Origin of the sequence: Dickeya aquatica, from assembly GCF_900095885.1 — a bacterium.
Classification (GTDB): Bacteria; Pseudomonadota; Gammaproteobacteria; order Enterobacterales; family Enterobacteriaceae; genus Dickeya; species Dickeya aquatica.
Window position 1 is genome coordinate 1319424 of the sequence record NZ_LT615367.1, and the last position, 14440, is coordinate 1333863.

14 protein-coding genes are annotated in these 14440 nt (G+C 56.6%); 11 read left to right on the forward strand and 3 right to left on the reverse strand.

The features are described 5' to 3' along the window. Positions 1-10: 10 nt before the first annotated feature. The 3 genes from DAQ1742_RS06015 (at position 11) to DAQ1742_RS06025 (ending at position 1839) form a co-directional block, all read left to right on the forward strand. Positions 11-688, forward strand: a complete 678-nt coding sequence (locus DAQ1742_RS06015) for a type 1 glutamine amidotransferase domain-containing protein (RefSeq protein WP_035343212.1) — start codon at positions 11-13, stop codon at positions 686-688. Between the two features lie 26 nt (positions 689-714). Beyond that, on the forward strand, positions 715-1344 hold the full coding sequence (locus DAQ1742_RS06020; protein WP_035343210.1) for a glutathione S-transferase family protein: 630 nt from the start codon (positions 715-717) through the stop codon (positions 1342-1344). 69 nt (positions 1345-1413) lie between these two features. Next, positions 1414-1839 carry an organic hydroperoxide resistance protein gene (locus DAQ1742_RS06025; RefSeq protein WP_035343208.1) on the forward strand — a complete coding sequence of 142 codons (426 nt, stop codon included), beginning with the start codon at positions 1414-1416 and terminating at the stop codon, positions 1837-1839. Between the two features lie 115 nt (positions 1840-1954). Here the strand turns inward: DAQ1742_RS06025 and DAQ1742_RS06030 are convergent, their stop codons facing one another. Further along, positions 1955-2161 carry an AzlD domain-containing protein gene (locus DAQ1742_RS06030; protein WP_051124095.1) on the reverse strand — a complete coding sequence of 69 codons (207 nt, stop codon included), beginning with the start codon at positions 2159-2161 and terminating at the stop codon, positions 1955-1957. 87 nt (positions 2162-2248) lie between these two features. Then, positions 2249-4267: a bifunctional tRNA (5-methylaminomethyl-2-thiouridine)(34)-methyltransferase MnmD/FAD-dependent 5-carboxymethylaminomethyl-2-thiouridine(34) oxidoreductase MnmC gene (mnmC, locus tag DAQ1742_RS06035; protein ID WP_035343206.1), complete on the reverse strand. Its 2019-nt coding sequence runs from the start codon at positions 4265-4267 to the stop codon at positions 2249-2251. 159 nt (positions 4268-4426) lie between these two features. Between mnmC and fabB the strand changes: the two genes are divergently transcribed. Next, positions 4427-5647 (forward strand): beta-ketoacyl-ACP synthase I, encoded by a 1221-nt coding sequence (fabB, locus tag DAQ1742_RS06040; RefSeq protein ID WP_035343205.1) that lies wholly within the window; start codon positions 4427-4429, stop codon positions 5645-5647. 95 nt (positions 5648-5742) lie between these two features. Here fabB and DAQ1742_RS06045 read toward each other — a convergent pair whose 3' ends face one another. Then, the gene (locus tag DAQ1742_RS06045; RefSeq protein ID WP_035343202.1) at positions 5743-6993 is read right to left on the reverse strand and encodes a cell division protein; all 1251 of its coding nucleotides are present in this window, start codon (positions 6991-6993) and stop codon (positions 5743-5745) included. 225 nt (positions 6994-7218) lie between these two features. Here DAQ1742_RS06045 and pdxB point away from each other — a divergent pair, with 225 nt between their 5' ends. The 7 genes from pdxB (at position 7219) to dedD (ending at position 14404) form a co-directional block, all read left to right on the forward strand. Next, positions 7219-8358, forward strand: a complete 1140-nt coding sequence (gene pdxB / locus DAQ1742_RS06050; RefSeq protein WP_035343200.1) for a 4-phosphoerythronate dehydrogenase PdxB — start codon at positions 7219-7221, stop codon at positions 8356-8358. Between the two features lie 84 nt (positions 8359-8442). After that, on the forward strand, positions 8443-9453 hold the full coding sequence (locus tag DAQ1742_RS06055; RefSeq protein WP_035343198.1) for an aspartate-semialdehyde dehydrogenase: 1011 nt from the start codon (positions 8443-8445) through the stop codon (positions 9451-9453). After that, positions 9453-10286: a tRNA pseudouridine(38-40) synthase TruA gene (gene truA / locus DAQ1742_RS06060; RefSeq protein ID WP_035343196.1), complete on the forward strand. Its 834-nt coding sequence runs from the start codon at positions 9453-9455 to the stop codon at positions 10284-10286. The genes DAQ1742_RS06055 and truA overlap by 1 nt, the downstream gene beginning before the upstream one ends. A 71-nt stretch (positions 10287-10357) precedes the next feature. Beyond that, positions 10358-11020: a DedA family protein gene (locus tag DAQ1742_RS06065; protein WP_035346206.1), complete on the forward strand. Its 663-nt coding sequence runs from the start codon at positions 10358-10360 to the stop codon at positions 11018-11020. 232 nt (positions 11021-11252) lie between these two features. After that, the gene (gene accD / locus DAQ1742_RS06070; protein WP_035343194.1) at positions 11253-12164 is read left to right on the forward strand and encodes an acetyl-CoA carboxylase, carboxyltransferase subunit beta; all 912 of its coding nucleotides are present in this window, start codon (positions 11253-11255) and stop codon (positions 12162-12164) included. A 79-nt stretch (positions 12165-12243) separates the two neighbouring features. Then, complete coding sequence (folC, locus tag DAQ1742_RS06075) at positions 12244-13530, forward strand: bifunctional tetrahydrofolate synthase/dihydrofolate synthase (RefSeq protein WP_035343192.1); 1287 nt, start codon at positions 12244-12246, stop codon at positions 13528-13530. Then, positions 13520-14404: a cell division protein DedD gene (gene dedD / locus DAQ1742_RS06080; protein WP_035343190.1), complete on the forward strand. Its 885-nt coding sequence runs from the start codon at positions 13520-13522 to the stop codon at positions 14402-14404. The genes folC and dedD overlap by 11 nt, the downstream gene beginning before the upstream one ends. Positions 14405-14440: the final 36 nt, after the last annotated feature.

A 14440-nucleotide genomic window follows, 5' to 3' on the forward strand; every position in this document is an offset into this window, starting at 1 on the left:
GAGAATGACAATGAAAGTATTAATGGTATTAACATCTCACGACCAGTTGGGCAACACAGGCAAGAAAACCGGTTTTTGGCTGGAAGAGTTCGCGGCCCCGTATTATGTGTTTACTGATGCAGGCGCTGAGGTGGTGTTGGCATCACCGGCTGGCGGCCAGCCGCCGTTAGACCCGAAAAGCGATTTGCCCGACTTTCAAACCGAGCTGACCCATCGCTTCAAGGCTGACCTGGCTGCCCAACAGGCGCTGGCGACCACCGTGAAACTCGATAGCGTGCGTATGGAAGATTTTGACACGGTGTTTTATCCGGGTGGGCATGGCCCGCTGTGGGATCTGGCGGAATCACCGATTTCTATTGCACTGATTGAAGCCTTTGAGCGCGCCGGAAAACCGATTGGTTTCGTTTGCCACGCACCGGGTGTCTTGCGCCATGTGAAAGCGGCCAATGGCGAGCCGTTGATTAAAGGCCGTCGTGTGACCGGCTTCACCAACTCGGAAGAAGCTGCCGTGGAGTTAACCGATGTGGTGCCGTTCCTGATTGAAGACGAGTTCCAGAAACTCGGTGGCGTGTACTCGAAAGGCCCGGACTGGCACCCGTACCTGGTTGAAGATGGCAAACTGGTTACTGGCCAGAACCCGGCCAGTTCGGAAGTGGTTGCCAAGGCATTGTTAAAACAACTGGCTTAATCGGCTGAGAAAAGGAAACAGGCACAATGGGCATCAGACTACATCACCTGAATGACTCGCGTTCTATGCGCATTCTCTGGTTGCTGGAAGAAGCGCAGTTACCTTACGAGATAGTGCGTTATCAGCGTGATGCGAGCACGCATTTGGCTCCAGCCGCGCTCAAGGCGATTCACCCGCTGGGAAAATCGCCGGTGGTGGAGATTGATGGCAAGGTGATTGCTGAATCAGGCGCGATTGTTGAGTACATCATCAAAAAATATGCGCCGCATTTGGCACCCGATGAGCAGGATGCGTGTTACATGGAATATCTGCAATGGATCCATTTTGCAGAAAGCTCGGCCATGTTGCCTGCCTTGCTGAAAATATTTAACCAGTTTGAGAAAAATACCGGTCAGACGCTGAATTTCCTCGATACCTATGCCGAGGTGGAGTTCGACAAGGTGTTTACCTACCTTAATGACTACCTGGCTACACGGGAATTTATGGTGGGCCAGCACCTGACAGGAGCCGATTTTATGCTCGGTTTCGTGGTCAGCCTGGTGACAGAGCGGTTTAACCCCGGGCTACAGTATCCGCATATTCTGCGTTATGCACAGCGGATGGCCGCTATCCCAAGCTGGCAAAAGGCACAACAACTGGATGCCCTTCCCGCATAACGGGAGCCCGGTTTGATTGATGTCAGATGATATACATGCGGTATCTAACCCTATTGAAGGAGTCACAGTATGGCGGTTGAAAAAGTGCTTTATCGCGCACAGGCCTCGGTAACCGGTGGTCGTGACGGACATGCGACCTCAGATGACACGCATCTGGATTTAAAATTTAGCACACCGCGTGAACTGGGTGGGCTAGGTGGGTCGGGCACTAACCCCGAACAGTTATTTGCAGCCGGTTATGCCGCTTGTTTTACTGGCGCGCTGAAGCTGGTGGCATCGAAAGAGAAAGTGCTGGTGCCCGCCGCGACGGTGGTAGAAGGCCTGGTGGGGATCGGCCAGTCAGGTAGTGGTTATGGTATTGAAGTCGAATTGCGTATTACCATTCCGGGTATGGACAAGGCGCAGGCCGAAGCGCTGGTTGAAAAAGCGCATCAGGTTTGCCCTTATTCCAACGCGACTCGCGGCAATATCGACGTGACGTTGACGGTGCTGTAAGCCGCAGCCGGATAACCCGTTATCGGCAACAACGCCCGGTGATGTTTCAGTACATCCCGGGCGTTTGTCTGCCACTGGGTATAGCGTTTTAACGCGCTCGCCGTCTGCCTTCCCGCTACAGCAAGCCCAGGCAAAGCAGGTAAAAGACGCCCAGGCTTGTCACCACCGCCAGCAAGGTCTGGCGAATCCACCACGCTATCACCACACTGGCGATGGCACCCCATAAATAGGGGGTTTTAGGAAAAGGCCGCAGCGTCTGCTGCTGTAGCAAATCCCCCGGAGTGATGCCGGGTGCGCTCCTGAACATGCGTTGGTAGAACATTGCTGTGGTACCAGGGCGGTATTCATCCGCCCGGTCTTAATCTGAACAGCGTTACGTCATACGGTATTTCACTATGGTGCTTTACCTTTATAGTGCTTTACCTTTGAGCCATTTTCTTACCCAAAACCGGTGCGGATGCAGCGCGGCCAGCGTACTGGCATCCAGCGGTAAGGGCTCCGAGAAAATCTGTGATGCCAGAATCTCCGCCGCCAGCGGCGCAGAGCACAGGCCGCGTGACCCTAATGCGCCAATCAGGTACAGGTTTGGCCACGCCGGGGCGCTTGCCACCTCAAGGCCTGCATCACGCTGGGCGGGCAGGTCTTGATAGCAGGCCACGGTCTGTGCGTAATCCGGCACCTGACCAATTAATGGCAGGTGATCGCGAATAGCACAGCGCACGCCACAGCGTGCTTGCTGCGCACTAATGTCGATACCGGCAGGCCAGTCGCTCTGCGGCAGGCAGTCTATCAGGCGCTGGCGATTTTGCTGTTGGTCAGCGTCGCGGTAATCGGTCGCGGTATCGCCCCGGTGATAGCTGGCACCGATACAATGCGTGCGATGGCGCGGGCTGGCGGGTGTCAGGTAGCCGTCGTAGCACAATACCTGACGCAGTGACGATAATGCCGCGCTCTCTGGCACATGGCTGACCTGCCCGCGTACCGCATAGGTTGGCAAGTGGCTGGTTTGTTTCCAGTGATTAATCTGATGGCCATTAGCCAAAACCACCGTGGCATGACGTGTGACCGTGCCATCGGCCTGTGTGAGTAACCAGCCTTTATCGCTGGCATCCAGTGCAACAATCGGCGTGGATAGGTGGGCCTGAAGCCCCTGCTGGCAGGCGAGCGCCAGCGCCGAGGTGCACAGCTCGGCCGGGCATAGCCAGCCGCCTTGCGGGTAAACCACCCCGGCGGTATGCAACGCGATGCCACAGTGCGCGCTTAGCTGCGCCCCATCGGCCGGGTAAACCAGCGAGTGCGGCCAGTTGCCTGCCAGGATCTGGGCTATTTTGCGCGCACTTTTGTCATCAAAGGCTAATTGGCTGACGCCGCACCAGTCATGCTCGAACACGACGCCTTGGGCACCGAGCGCATGATAGTAGCGGCGGGCGAAATCAAAGGCGGTGGCGAAAAAACCAGACAGCGCATCATGCCGGTCATTGAGTAACGGGTATAGCGCGCCTTGCCGGTTGCCCGATGCGCCCTGACCGACGTTATCATCGCCACAATACAGCGTGACGTGAGCCCCGCGCCGGAGTAATGCCAGAGCCGTGAGCACCGCGGCAATCCCTCCGCCGATAATCGCAATGTCCTGTGGCTGACTGGCTGGCCCGCGGGCATACCAGGGCGAGGGATGCGCCGGTTTTGCGCCGGGGCGCACGGTGCCGCATAACATTTCCCGCTTCTGCCCAAATCCTTTGCTTTTTCTGACCTCAAAACCAGCCTGTTGCAACCCCCGGCGCACAAAACCCGCGGCGGTGAAGGTGGCGAAGGTGCCGCCGGGGCGACATAGCCGCACCATCGCCTCAAAGAGCGCCTCAGACCACATATCCGGGTTTTTGGCCGGGGCAAAGCCATCGAGAAACCAGGCATCAATGCGTCGGTTCAGGCTCGGGTCGAGCGTTGGCAGCAGCGCATTGATATCACCAAACCAGATATCCAGCGTGATGCGCCCGTGCGCCAGAATCAGTCGATGGCAGCCCGGCAGCGGCTGTGGCCATTGCTGGCGCAATTCTTCGGCCTCGGCCGACAGCATTGGCCACTGTGCGTGTGCCGCCGCCAGATCGCGCTGGCACAGCGGGAATTTTTCAAAGCTGATGAAATGCAGGCGTTGCAGGCTGGCATCCGGCTGTTGCTGGTGAAATTGCTCGAATGCCTGCCACAAAATCAGGAAATTCAACCCGGTGCCAAAGCCCGTTTCCGCGACGGTGAAGACGGCGGCATCGTGATGGGTAAAACGCTCAGGCAGGTTATTTCCTTGCAGGAAGACATAGCGGGTTTCCGCCATACCGTCCTGATTGGAGAAATAAACGTCATCAAACTGTTGCGATACAGGTGTACCCTGAGCGTTCCAGCTCAGTGCTGCGTGCTGGATAGAGGGGGTTGTCACGGCAAATAACTCATTATTCAGGCGGTGGCGCGATTTTAGCGGGCGGTTTATTAAGTCGCAAATTTGAGAAAAGTTAGTCTGATCGGACTTGTTCAGCTTACATCTGTACGCTAAAGTGCGGTGCTAAATACAACGTCTATAAGCGCAATGAGGTATTGAATGAAACGTGCGGTGATTACGGGTCTGGGGATCCTGTCCAGTATCGGTAATAACAAAGAGGAAGTGCTGGCATCCCTGCGTGAAGGACGCTCAGGCATTACTTTCTCGGAAGAGCTGAAAGATTCCGGTATGCGTAGCCACGTCTGGGGTAACGTCAAGCTGGATACAGCAGGTCTGATTGAGCGTAAAGTGGTACGTTTCATGAGCGATGCCTCTATCTACGCCTATCTGTGTATGGAAGAAGCCGTCAAAGATTCCGGGCTGGCAGAGGAAACTTACCAGAACAACCCGCGCGTCGGGTTGATTGTCGGCTCTGGCGGCGGTTCCCCACGCTTTCAGGTGTTTGGCGCTGATGCGATGCGCAGCCCGCGTGGCCTCAAAGCCGTCGGCCCGTATGTGGTGACAAAGGCGATGGCATCGGGTGTTTCTGCCTGTCTGGCGACGCCGTTCAAAATTCATGGTGTTAACTACTCCATCAGTTCAGCTTGCGCGACGTCTGCACACTGTATCGGTAATGCGGTCGAGCAAATCCAGATGGGCAAACAGGACATCGTGTTTGCCGGTGGCGGCGAAGAGCTGTGCTGGGAGCTGGCGTGTGAATTTGACGCCATGGGCGCGTTATCGACCAAATACAACGACACGCCAGAGCGGGCTTCCCGTACCTATGATGCCGATCGCGACGGTTTCGTCATCGCAGGCGGCGGCGGTATGGTGGTGGTGGAAGAGCTGGAGCACGCGCTGGCGCGCGGCGCGCACATCTACGCGGAAGTGGTTGGCTATGGCGCGACCTCTGATGGCGCGGACATGGTGGCTCCGTCCGGCGAAGGCGCGGTGCGCTGCATGAAGCTGGCGCTGCAAGACGTGGATACGCCGGTTGATTACATCAACACCCACGGCACCTCAACGCCGGTCGGTGACGTAAAAGAGCTGTGGGCGATTCGTCAGGTGTTTGGTGACAATGTTCCGCCTATTTCTTCTACCAAAGCGATGACTGGCCACTCCCTTGGCGCAGCCGGTGTTCAGGAAGCGATTTACTCGCTGCTGATGCTGGAGCATGGCTTCATTGCACCGAGCATCAACGTCGAGACACTCGACGAGCAAGCCGTGGGCATGAACGTGGTGACGGAGCCGACCGAGCGCGAGCTGACGACAGTGATGTCTAACGGTTTCGGCTTTGGTGGCACTAACGCCGTACTGGTAATGCGTAAATACGCACAGTAACGAAAACGACTCACCCGAGTTATCAGAATACCGGAGCCTGTCTCCGGTATTTTTTTGCCCTGGTATCAGGCATGCCTCGCGTCATTCCCCATCCTTTACAGCAAAATCCACAACAGCAATGCGACGATCAATAGGGCACTGAGCGCCAGGCCGATAGGTTTGGTCGCAAATTTATGCCATTCGAACGGCAGTGCAGCTATCAATGGGTTGATGAACGGCTGCGCGGGTGTTGCGGCTGAGTCCTGAAGCTGCTGGAGGCGGCGGCGGTAGAGAAAAGTGACAACCTCGGTCATTTGTGTTGGCGTCAGCGGCGCTTGTGGCGTGATGCTCAGGGTGCGGGTGAAATCCTGCAACAGTTGCTGTTCCTGTGGGTCGGCCGGGTGTTTTAGCGCGGCCTGTATATTATGCAGGGTTTGCGGTGTGTGTTGTTGCAATAGAAAACTCTGGGTAGTCAGAAACTGACTCAATGTCTGAAAGTTTTTGGCAGGCATAGGCTCACCGGTTTTTAATCCCTGCATCGCCATTAACGTTTGCCAGACTTTTGCCGGTGATTCGCCAGTAAGCGCGACCAGCCGCGCGACCTGTTGGTTGAGCAGGTTATGTTCAGCAGGCAACAAGACCCGGCCTGATGCCGCGCTCTGTGTGCTATAGCGTGCATCTGGCAGGGCGCTGTTTTGTAGCCCTGCCGCCAGTTGTTGCAGGTTTTGCGGCAATGGCGGCGGGAGTAGTGAGGCGCTTTGTGTTCCGGCAGGCGAAGTCCCGTTGGTGAGCGTTTCAAGCGGTAGCAGCGGGTTGGATACCCCGGTGGCAGGGCCTGTATTTCCCGTCAGCGCGTTGCGCGAGTCCGCCAGCGGCGTGCCGGAAACTAGCGTGCTGGCCTGCGGTAATGACCCGTTTTGCAATAACGTCACCACCAGCCTGAGCTGTGACGGTGTTAGCGAACTGAGTACCGTGTGGCCAAATTGCTGGCGGATAAAATCGCTGGCAGCCTGACGGTTATTCCCCTGGGCCAGTAACCCGGTAAGCTGTTGTAACAGTTGCCGGGTATCCTGAGCACCTTGTGCGCCAGACAGGCGGTTCTGCAACCCTTGTTCTGCGGCGGTAAACTGGCTGGCGCGCAGTTCCGCGTTATTTTTAGCGCCCAACTCAGCCCGCAGCGTCGCCCAAATTTCAGCCGGGTTGGCACCGCTTAGCGTGGCCACCTGCATCACTAATTTTTCCAGTGAGGTGCGCTGTGCCAGCGTAAGCGGGGAGTCATCCGCGGGCGGGGCAGTTTTTGTCAGCGTGTTATCCAGCGCTTTTTCTGTGGCAAGGGAGGAACTGCCCGTGTTACCGATAGGTTGCATGCGGTGATCCTTAACAAGAGATCCTGACCACCCGCGTCTCTGGCGGCGCGGTGGTATTTCGTATCAGCCCGATCAACATCTCGCCATCATAGCAATGGTGTTGGGTAACGGATAGTCAGCCGTGTCGTCAGGCTGTGTTAGATAAACGCTTTGTGGCAGAATAACGTCCCTCTTTTATTATTGCGGCGGTGCGGGCATCGCTTGCGGCCTATCAGGAAAGCTGACGTGAAAATCCTCGTTGATGAAAATATGCCTTACGCCCAGGCGTTGTTTAGCCGGCTGGGCGACGTAACTGCTGTGCCGGGGCGACCGATTCCGGTGCAGGCGTTGAACGGTGCCGATGCGTTGATGGTGCGTTCGGTGACTAAGGTCAACGCCGAACTGCTGGCCGGTCAGTCGGTGACGTTTGTCGGCACCGCGACGGCGGGGACCGATCATGTTGATGAAGCCTTCCTGCGCCAGCAAGGGATTGGGTTTTCCGCCGCACCGGGCTGCAATGCCATTGCCGTTGTGGAGTATGTGTTTTCTGCTCTGCTGATGCTCGCTGAGCGTGACGGCTTTGCGCTGACCGATCGCACCGTTGGCATTGTCGGGGTCGGTAATGTCGGTTCGCGCCTCAATGACAGGCTCACGGCGCTGGGTGTTCGCACGCTGTTGTGTGACCCGCCACGGGCAGACCGCGGTGAACAGGGGCCATTCTTACCGCTGGATGAGGTTGTGACGCGCGCGGATGTCTTAACCTTCCACACCCCGTTACTCAAAGAAGGCCCTTATGCAACCTGGCACTGTGTGGACGAGCAGATGCTCTCTCGCCTAAAAGAGGGGACGATTCTGATTAATGCCTGCCGGGGTGCGGTGGTAGACAATACGGCGCTGTTGCACGCCTTGCAGCAGGGCAAAAGAATCAGCGTGGTGCTGGATGTGTGGGAGCCTGAGCCAGAATTGTCCGTCGAGCTGCTTGCGCGTGTGGATATCGGCACCGCGCATATTGCCGGTTACACGCTGGAAGGCAAAGCGCGCGGGACTACTCAGGTGTTTGAAGCCTGGAGTCAGTTTATCGGCCAGCCGCAGCAGGTGGCGCTCTCTTCGCTGTTGCCTGCGCCGGAGATTGCCACCGTGTGCCTGACGGCTGCGCTTGATGAGCACCAGCTCAAACGGCTGGTGCATCTGGTGTATGATGTGCGTCGTGATGATGCCTTGCTACGTCAGGTAGCGCATCTGCCCGGCGAATTTGACCGCCTGCGTAAGTGTTATCAGGAACGGCGCGAGTGGTCGTCACTGCATGTTGTTTGTGCTGATGCAGTGAGTGCCGAACGGTTAACGCAGTTGGGTTTTTTAGCCTCAGTCAGCGAGCCATCGGCATAAACGCCGCATATCAGGCAGAGCCGGCCTGACGGTGTTGCCACTGTCTGGCCGGGTGTCTTTATTCTTGTTGGAGAAAACGATTACATGTCGAATGGCTGGAATATCGCCCTGCTGGGCGCGACGGGGGCTGTTGGTACTGCGTTGCTTGAGCTGTTGCAGGAGCGTGAGTTTCCCGTCGGTGAACTCTATGCGCTGGCAAGTGAAAACAGCGCGGGTGAAACCCTGCGTTTCAACGGCCGTTCTGTGCGGGTGGAGAGCGCGGAAGATTTTGACTGGTCACAGGTGCAGTTGGCCTTTTTTGTTGCCGGTATCGATGCCAGCGCCCGCTACGCTGAAGAGGCGGGCAATGCCGGGTGTCTGGTGCTCGATAGCAGTGGCCTGTTTGCGCTGGAGCCGGATGTCCCCTTAGTGGTGCCGGGCGTCAACCCGCATGCGCTGGCAGATTACCGTAATCGCAATATTGTCGCTGTGGCTGACAGCCTCACCAGCCAATTGCTGAAAGCCATCAAGCCACTCACCGAGCAGGCCGGGCTTGCGCGTTTGCATGTCACCAGCCTGTTGTCGGTGTCAGCGCATGGCAAAGCGGCGGTGGATGATTTGGCCGGGCAGAGTGCGCGGCTGCTCAACGGCATTCCTGCTGAACCGGGTCTGTTCCCGAAACAACTGGCATTTAACCTGTTGCCACTGCTGGCCGATAGCGAAGGCAGCGTGCGCGAAGAGCGGCGTTTGGTCGAGCAGGTGCGTAAAGTGTTACAGGATGACGGTTTGCCGATATCGGTCAGTTGCGTGCAGTCACCGGTGTTCTACGGCCATGCGCAAGTGGTGCATCTGGAAGCCTTGCGCCCGTTATCGGCTGATGAAGCCCGTGACGTGCTGGCGCAGACCGACGACATTACCCTGAGTGACGAAGGGGAATACCCGACACAGGTTGACGATGCGTCGGGCAATGTGCAGTTGAGTATCGGCTGTCTGCGTAATGATTACGGTATTCCCGAGCTGGTGCAGTTCTGGTCGGTGGCTGACAACATTCGCTTTGGTGGTGCGCTGATGGCCGTCGAAGTCGCGGAACGGCTGATTGAGGAGTACCTCGGGTAATGACGGTGTTGCAACAACAGGCCGGCGAAAATGCACCGGTAAAACTGGCTCTCGGCATTGAATATGACGGGGCTCGTTATTACGGCTGGCAGCGTCAGGCTGAGGTGCAAAGTGTGCAAGGATGCCTTGAAGCGGCGCTGTCGCAGGTTGCCAATGAACCGGTCGATGTGTTTTGCGCCGGGCGTACCGATGCCGGTGTGCATGCTACCGGGCAGGTGGTGCATTTTACCACCCGGGCGGTGCGTAAAGAGGCTGCCTGGACGATGGGCGTGAATGCCAACCTGCCGCCCGATATCGCAGTACGCTGGGTAAAAACGGTGGATGACGATTTTCATGCCCGTTTCAGCGCCACGGCGCGCCGTTACCGCTATGTGATTTATAACAAACGGTTTCGCCCGGCGATTTTGTCGCACGGTGTGACGCACTACTACCTGCCGCTGGATGCCGGGCGGATGCATCGAGCCGGTCAGTGTTTGCTTGGCGAGAATGACTTTACGTCATTTCGGGCGGTGCAGTGCCAGTCTCGCACGCCCTGGCGTAATCTTATGCACCTGCGCGTGGTGCGACAGGGTGATTACGTTGTGGTGGATATCAAGGCGAATGCGTTTGTGCATCACATGGTGCGTAATATTGTCGGCAGCCTGATGGAGATAGGGTGCGGCAATCAACCCGAAACCTGGATGGCGCAACTGCTGGCAGCGAAAGATAGAACCCTGGCGGCGGCTACCGCCAAAGCGGATGGGTTATATCTGGTGGCGGTGGATTACCCATCGCGCTTTGACATCCCTTCTGCGACGATGGGGCCGTTGTTTTTACCCGATGATGTGCGGTAACAGTCGTCATCGGCCGTAAGCGCGTCGTGATGTCAATAGACAATCTTGGTGAGGATTAAGGCGTAATCATGCTGGATTTTGTGCGATTCATTATAGATTTTATCCTGCACATCGATGTGCATCTGGCCCAACTGGTGGCGCAGTATGGCGTTTGGGTTTATGTCATTCTGTTTTTGATCCTGTTTTGTGAAACCGGGCTTGTCGTGACGCCATTTTTACCTGGCGATTCACTGCTGTTCGTGGCCGGTGCGCTGGCGGCATTACCGGGTAACGACCTGAATGTGCACCTGATGGTGGCGCTGATGGTGGTGGCGGCGGTATTGGGTGATGCGGTTAACTATACAATTGGCCGTTTGTTCGGCGAAACGCTATTTAGCAATCCGCAGTCGCGTATTTTTCGGCGCAGCTATCTGGAACGCACCCATGTATTCTACGAACGCCACGGCGGTAAAACGATAATTCTGGCGCGATTTGTGCCGATTGTGAGAACATTCGCGCCCTTTGTCGCGGGTATGGGGCATATGCGCTATCGTGAATTTGCGCTGTATAACGTCACCGGTGCCTTGCTCTGGGTGTTGCTGTTCACCTATGCGGGTTACCTGTTCGGCGACTTGCCGTTGGTGCAGGAGAACCTGAAGTTGCTGATTGTGGCGATTATTTTCATCTCCATCCTGCCGGGGTTGATTGAGTTTTGGCGGCATAAACGCACGCTGACGCGGCAAAATATGAAATAAATGAAAAGTTATTTTAACATCCGGTTTGACCAGTTTTTTATCCACACACCCGGATCGTTATGGTTTAATGAGCAGCATTTACGGCTGGGTTTGCATTAACCGGCCTTCATGCCACTGTCTGGTTTCGGCAACATGCGGAATTAAGACATCGCTTTATTGGCGGCGTTGCCAGGGACGGGGTAACGTGTAGCAGCGTACTGGCTGGTGCCAGGTTCAAGCAGAAAGGTTATCAATGAGCTGGATTGAACGAATTCTTAACAAAAGTAATGTCACACCCACCCGTAAGGCCAATATTCCTGAAGGGGTGTGGACGAAATGTGACAGTTGCGGTCAGGTGCTTTACCGTGCCGAACTGGAGCGCAATCTGGAAGTGTGCCCGAAGTGTGATCATCACATGCGTTTATCCGCCCGGGCCCGGCTTCATGCGTTTCTTGACAAAGACGGCATGGTGGAGCTGGGCAGTGAGCTGGAGCCAAAAGACGTTCTGAAGTTCAGAGACTCCAAAAAATACAAAGATCGCATCGTTGCTGCGCAAAAGCAGTCTGACGAGAAAGACGCGCTGATCGTGATGAAAGGGACGCTTTACGGTATGCCGGTTGTGGCGGCTTCCTTCGAATTCTCCTTTATGGGGGGCTCGATGGCGTCGGTCGTTGGTGCTCGCTTTGTGCGGGCGGTAGAGCAGGCGCTGGAAGATAACTGCCCGCTGGTTTGCTTCTCGGCCAGTGGCGGTGCCCGTATGCAGGAAGCGCTGATGTCGCTGATGCAAATGGCAAAAACCAGTGCCGCGCTGGCAAAGCTGCGCGAGCGTGGTTTACCGTATATTTCGGTGCTGACTGACCCGACCATGGGCGGTGTGTCCGCCAGTCTCGCTATGCTGGGCGATTTGAACATTGCCGAGCCCAAAGCGTTGATAGGTTTTGCCGGGCCGCGAGTCATTGAACAGACAGTGCGTGAAAAACTGCCGCCGGGTTTCCAGCGCAGTGAATTCCTGCTGGAAAAAGGCGCGATTGATATGATTGTGCGCCGTGCAGATATGCGTTACAAACTGGCCAGCATTCTCTCCCGGTTGACGCATCGCCTGGAGCCACAGGAATCTGCCGGTGCGCGACCATCCGCTTCGGCCGAACCACAAAGTGAAGCCTAATCAATGATGAGCCGGGAACAAGGCGGCGTGGTTGCCCTGTTCCCGATGGCCATCAACCGTAAGTCAGCGAACGGGACTCATGGACAATCTTCAGACACCTCAAGCCACGTCGCCTTTGGCCGCGTGGCTTCATTATCTTGAACATCTGCATAGTCAGGCCATCGAACTGGGTCTGGATCGTATCCGCCAGGTCGCAGAACGGCTTGATCTGTTGCAACCCGCCCCTCGGGTCTTCACCGTGGCTGGCACCAATGGTAAAGGCACCACCTGTTGTACCCTCGAATCTATCCTGAGCGTTGCCGGGTTGCGGGTTGGGGTATATAGCTCGCCACATCTGTTGCGTTACACCGAGCGGGTGCGTATTCAGGGGCGTGAATTGCCTGAATCATCGCACACACACGCGTTTGCCGCGATTGAGGCCGGGCGTGGCGAGATTTCACTGACTTATTTTGAATTCGGTACGCTGGCGGCGTTGTGGCTGTTCAAACAGGCGCAGCTTGATGTGGTGATTCTGGAAGTTGGTCTTGGCGGGCGTCTGGATGCCACCAATATCGTTGATGCCGATGTGGCGGTAGTCACCAGCATTGCGCTGGATCATACCGACTGGCTGGGCAATGATTGCGAAAGTATTGGCCGAGAGAAAGCCGGTATCTTTCGTGCGGGCAAGCCTGCGGTTGTGGGTGAGCCTGCCATGCCGGCGTCAATTGCTGACGTAGCACAGGAGAAGGGCGCGCAATTAATGCGCCTGGGTGTTGACTGGCAATTTAGTGCGTCTGCTGAAAGCTGGCGCTGGCAGAATGCTCACACGCATTATGATGATTTGCCGTTGCCACCTATCCCGCTGGCTAACGCGGCCACGGCGCTGGCAGCATTACAGGCCAGTGGGTTGACTCCGGGCATTGAGGTGATTCGTCAGGGGTTACGGCAGGCAACGTTACCGGGACGTTTCCAGGTCGTGAGCCAGCATCCTTTGCTGATTCTGGATGTGGCGCATAACCCGCATGCGGCGGCCTATCTGGCGACCCGACTCTCGGCATTGCCGCCTCATGGCAAAATCCGGGCTGTGCTCGGCATGCTGGCGGATAAAGACATTCCCGGTACGTTGTTGCATCTTAAACCGCAGGTGGATGAGTGGTATTGTGCACCGCTGGAGGGGCCTCGTGGTACCCGTGCGGAACAACTGGCACAGCATCTGGCCGCGTGTGACATCGTGTCCAATGTGGCTCTGTTTTCAACTGTCACCACCGCCTGGCAGCAGGCAATGCAGGACTCTGCTCCGGAAGATGTGGTGATTGTTTGCGGTTCTTTCCATACTGTCGCGCATGTGATGGCGGCATTAGAGGAGAGTGGAACGCATGGCGAGTAAATTCCAAAATCGTCTGGCTGGTACAGTGGTACTGGTTGCACTCGGCGTTATTGTGCTGCCAGGCCTGCTGGATGGTAAAAAAAAGCACTACGAGGATGAGTTTGCCGCTATTCCACTGGTGCCAAAACCGGGGGATGCGCTGGAAGCTGAGTCATTGCCTCCGGTGAGCCAGTCATTACCCGCGCAACCGCCCGAAGGCGCGGGGGCCGCAGTACAGCAGGGAAATGATCAGGACGAGGATGAGGATGTACCTCAGCCGGCACCCGGTGGACAGACCGCCCGTAGCAGCACACCGGCAGCCCGGCCCGCACCGACTCCGGCACCGATTGTCAGTGAGCGTCAGCCTGTCGCGCAGATAGCGCCTCCCGCCATGAAAGCGCAGCCTGTCAAACCGGAAGTAAAAACAGAACTCAAAAAACCAGAACCCCGGCCGAAGCCGGAACCCAAACCGGCGGAGAATAAGCCGGCCGATGCGCGGGTGCCGGTCAAACCGGATAACCGCACTGTTGAGGTGTCGGGTTCGGCGGCGAAAACGGTTGAGAATAAGCCCGCGGAAAATAAAACGCAGGAAAGTAAACCGGCAGAAAAGCCGGTGGAAAATAAACCTGCCGTGCAGGAACCATCGCCCGCGGGTCAGGCGTTTGTAGTGCAGCTCGGGGCATTGAAAAATGCGGATAAAGTCAACGAAGTCGTCGCAAAATTACGCTTGTCCGGCTATCGGGCTTATACGGTGCCATCAACGCCGGTAGCCGGCCAGATAACCCGGATTTACGTCGGGCCGGATGCATCGAAGCAAAAACTGCAATCGGCCTTGGGCGACTTGCAGCAATTAAGTGGGTTGAGCGGCCAGGTGCGCGCTTATAGTGCACACTAACCGCCATTCAGGGTGTTTACTGGTGTTCAGGCGTGT

Bases quoted from the DNA above. Each gene is read 5' to 3' on its own strand.
- truA (WP_035343196.1), top strand. From the start codon at position 9,453: ATGACGGTGTTGCAACAACAGGCCGGCGAAAATGCACCGGTAAAACTG.
- DAQ1742_RS06025 (WP_035343208.1), top strand. From the start codon at position 1,414: ATGGCGGTTGAAAAAGTGCTTTATCGCGCACAGGCCTCGGTAACCGGT.
- DAQ1742_RS06055 (WP_035343198.1), top strand. From the start codon at position 8,443: ATGTCGAATGGCTGGAATATCGCCCTGCTGGGCGCGACGGGGGCTGTT.
- DAQ1742_RS06030 (WP_051124095.1), bottom strand. From the start codon at position 2,161: ATGTTCTACCAACGCATGTTCAGGAGCGCACCCGGCATCACTCCGGGG.
- accD (WP_035343194.1), top strand. From the start codon at position 11,253: ATGAGCTGGATTGAACGAATTCTTAACAAAAGTAATGTCACACCCACC.
- fabB (WP_035343205.1), top strand. From the start codon at position 4,427: ATGAAACGTGCGGTGATTACGGGTCTGGGGATCCTGTCCAGTATCGGT.
- dedD (WP_035343190.1), top strand. From the start codon at position 13,520: ATGGCGAGTAAATTCCAAAATCGTCTGGCTGGTACAGTGGTACTGGTT.
- DAQ1742_RS06045 (WP_035343202.1), bottom strand. From the start codon at position 6,993: ATGCAACCTATCGGTAACACGGGCAGTTCCTCCCTTGCCACAGAAAAA.
- DAQ1742_RS06015 (WP_035343212.1), top strand. From the start codon at position 11: ATGAAAGTATTAATGGTATTAACATCTCACGACCAGTTGGGCAACACA.
- folC (WP_035343192.1), top strand. From the start codon at position 12,244: ATGGACAATCTTCAGACACCTCAAGCCACGTCGCCTTTGGCCGCGTGG.
- DAQ1742_RS06020 (WP_035343210.1), top strand. From the start codon at position 715: ATGGGCATCAGACTACATCACCTGAATGACTCGCGTTCTATGCGCATT.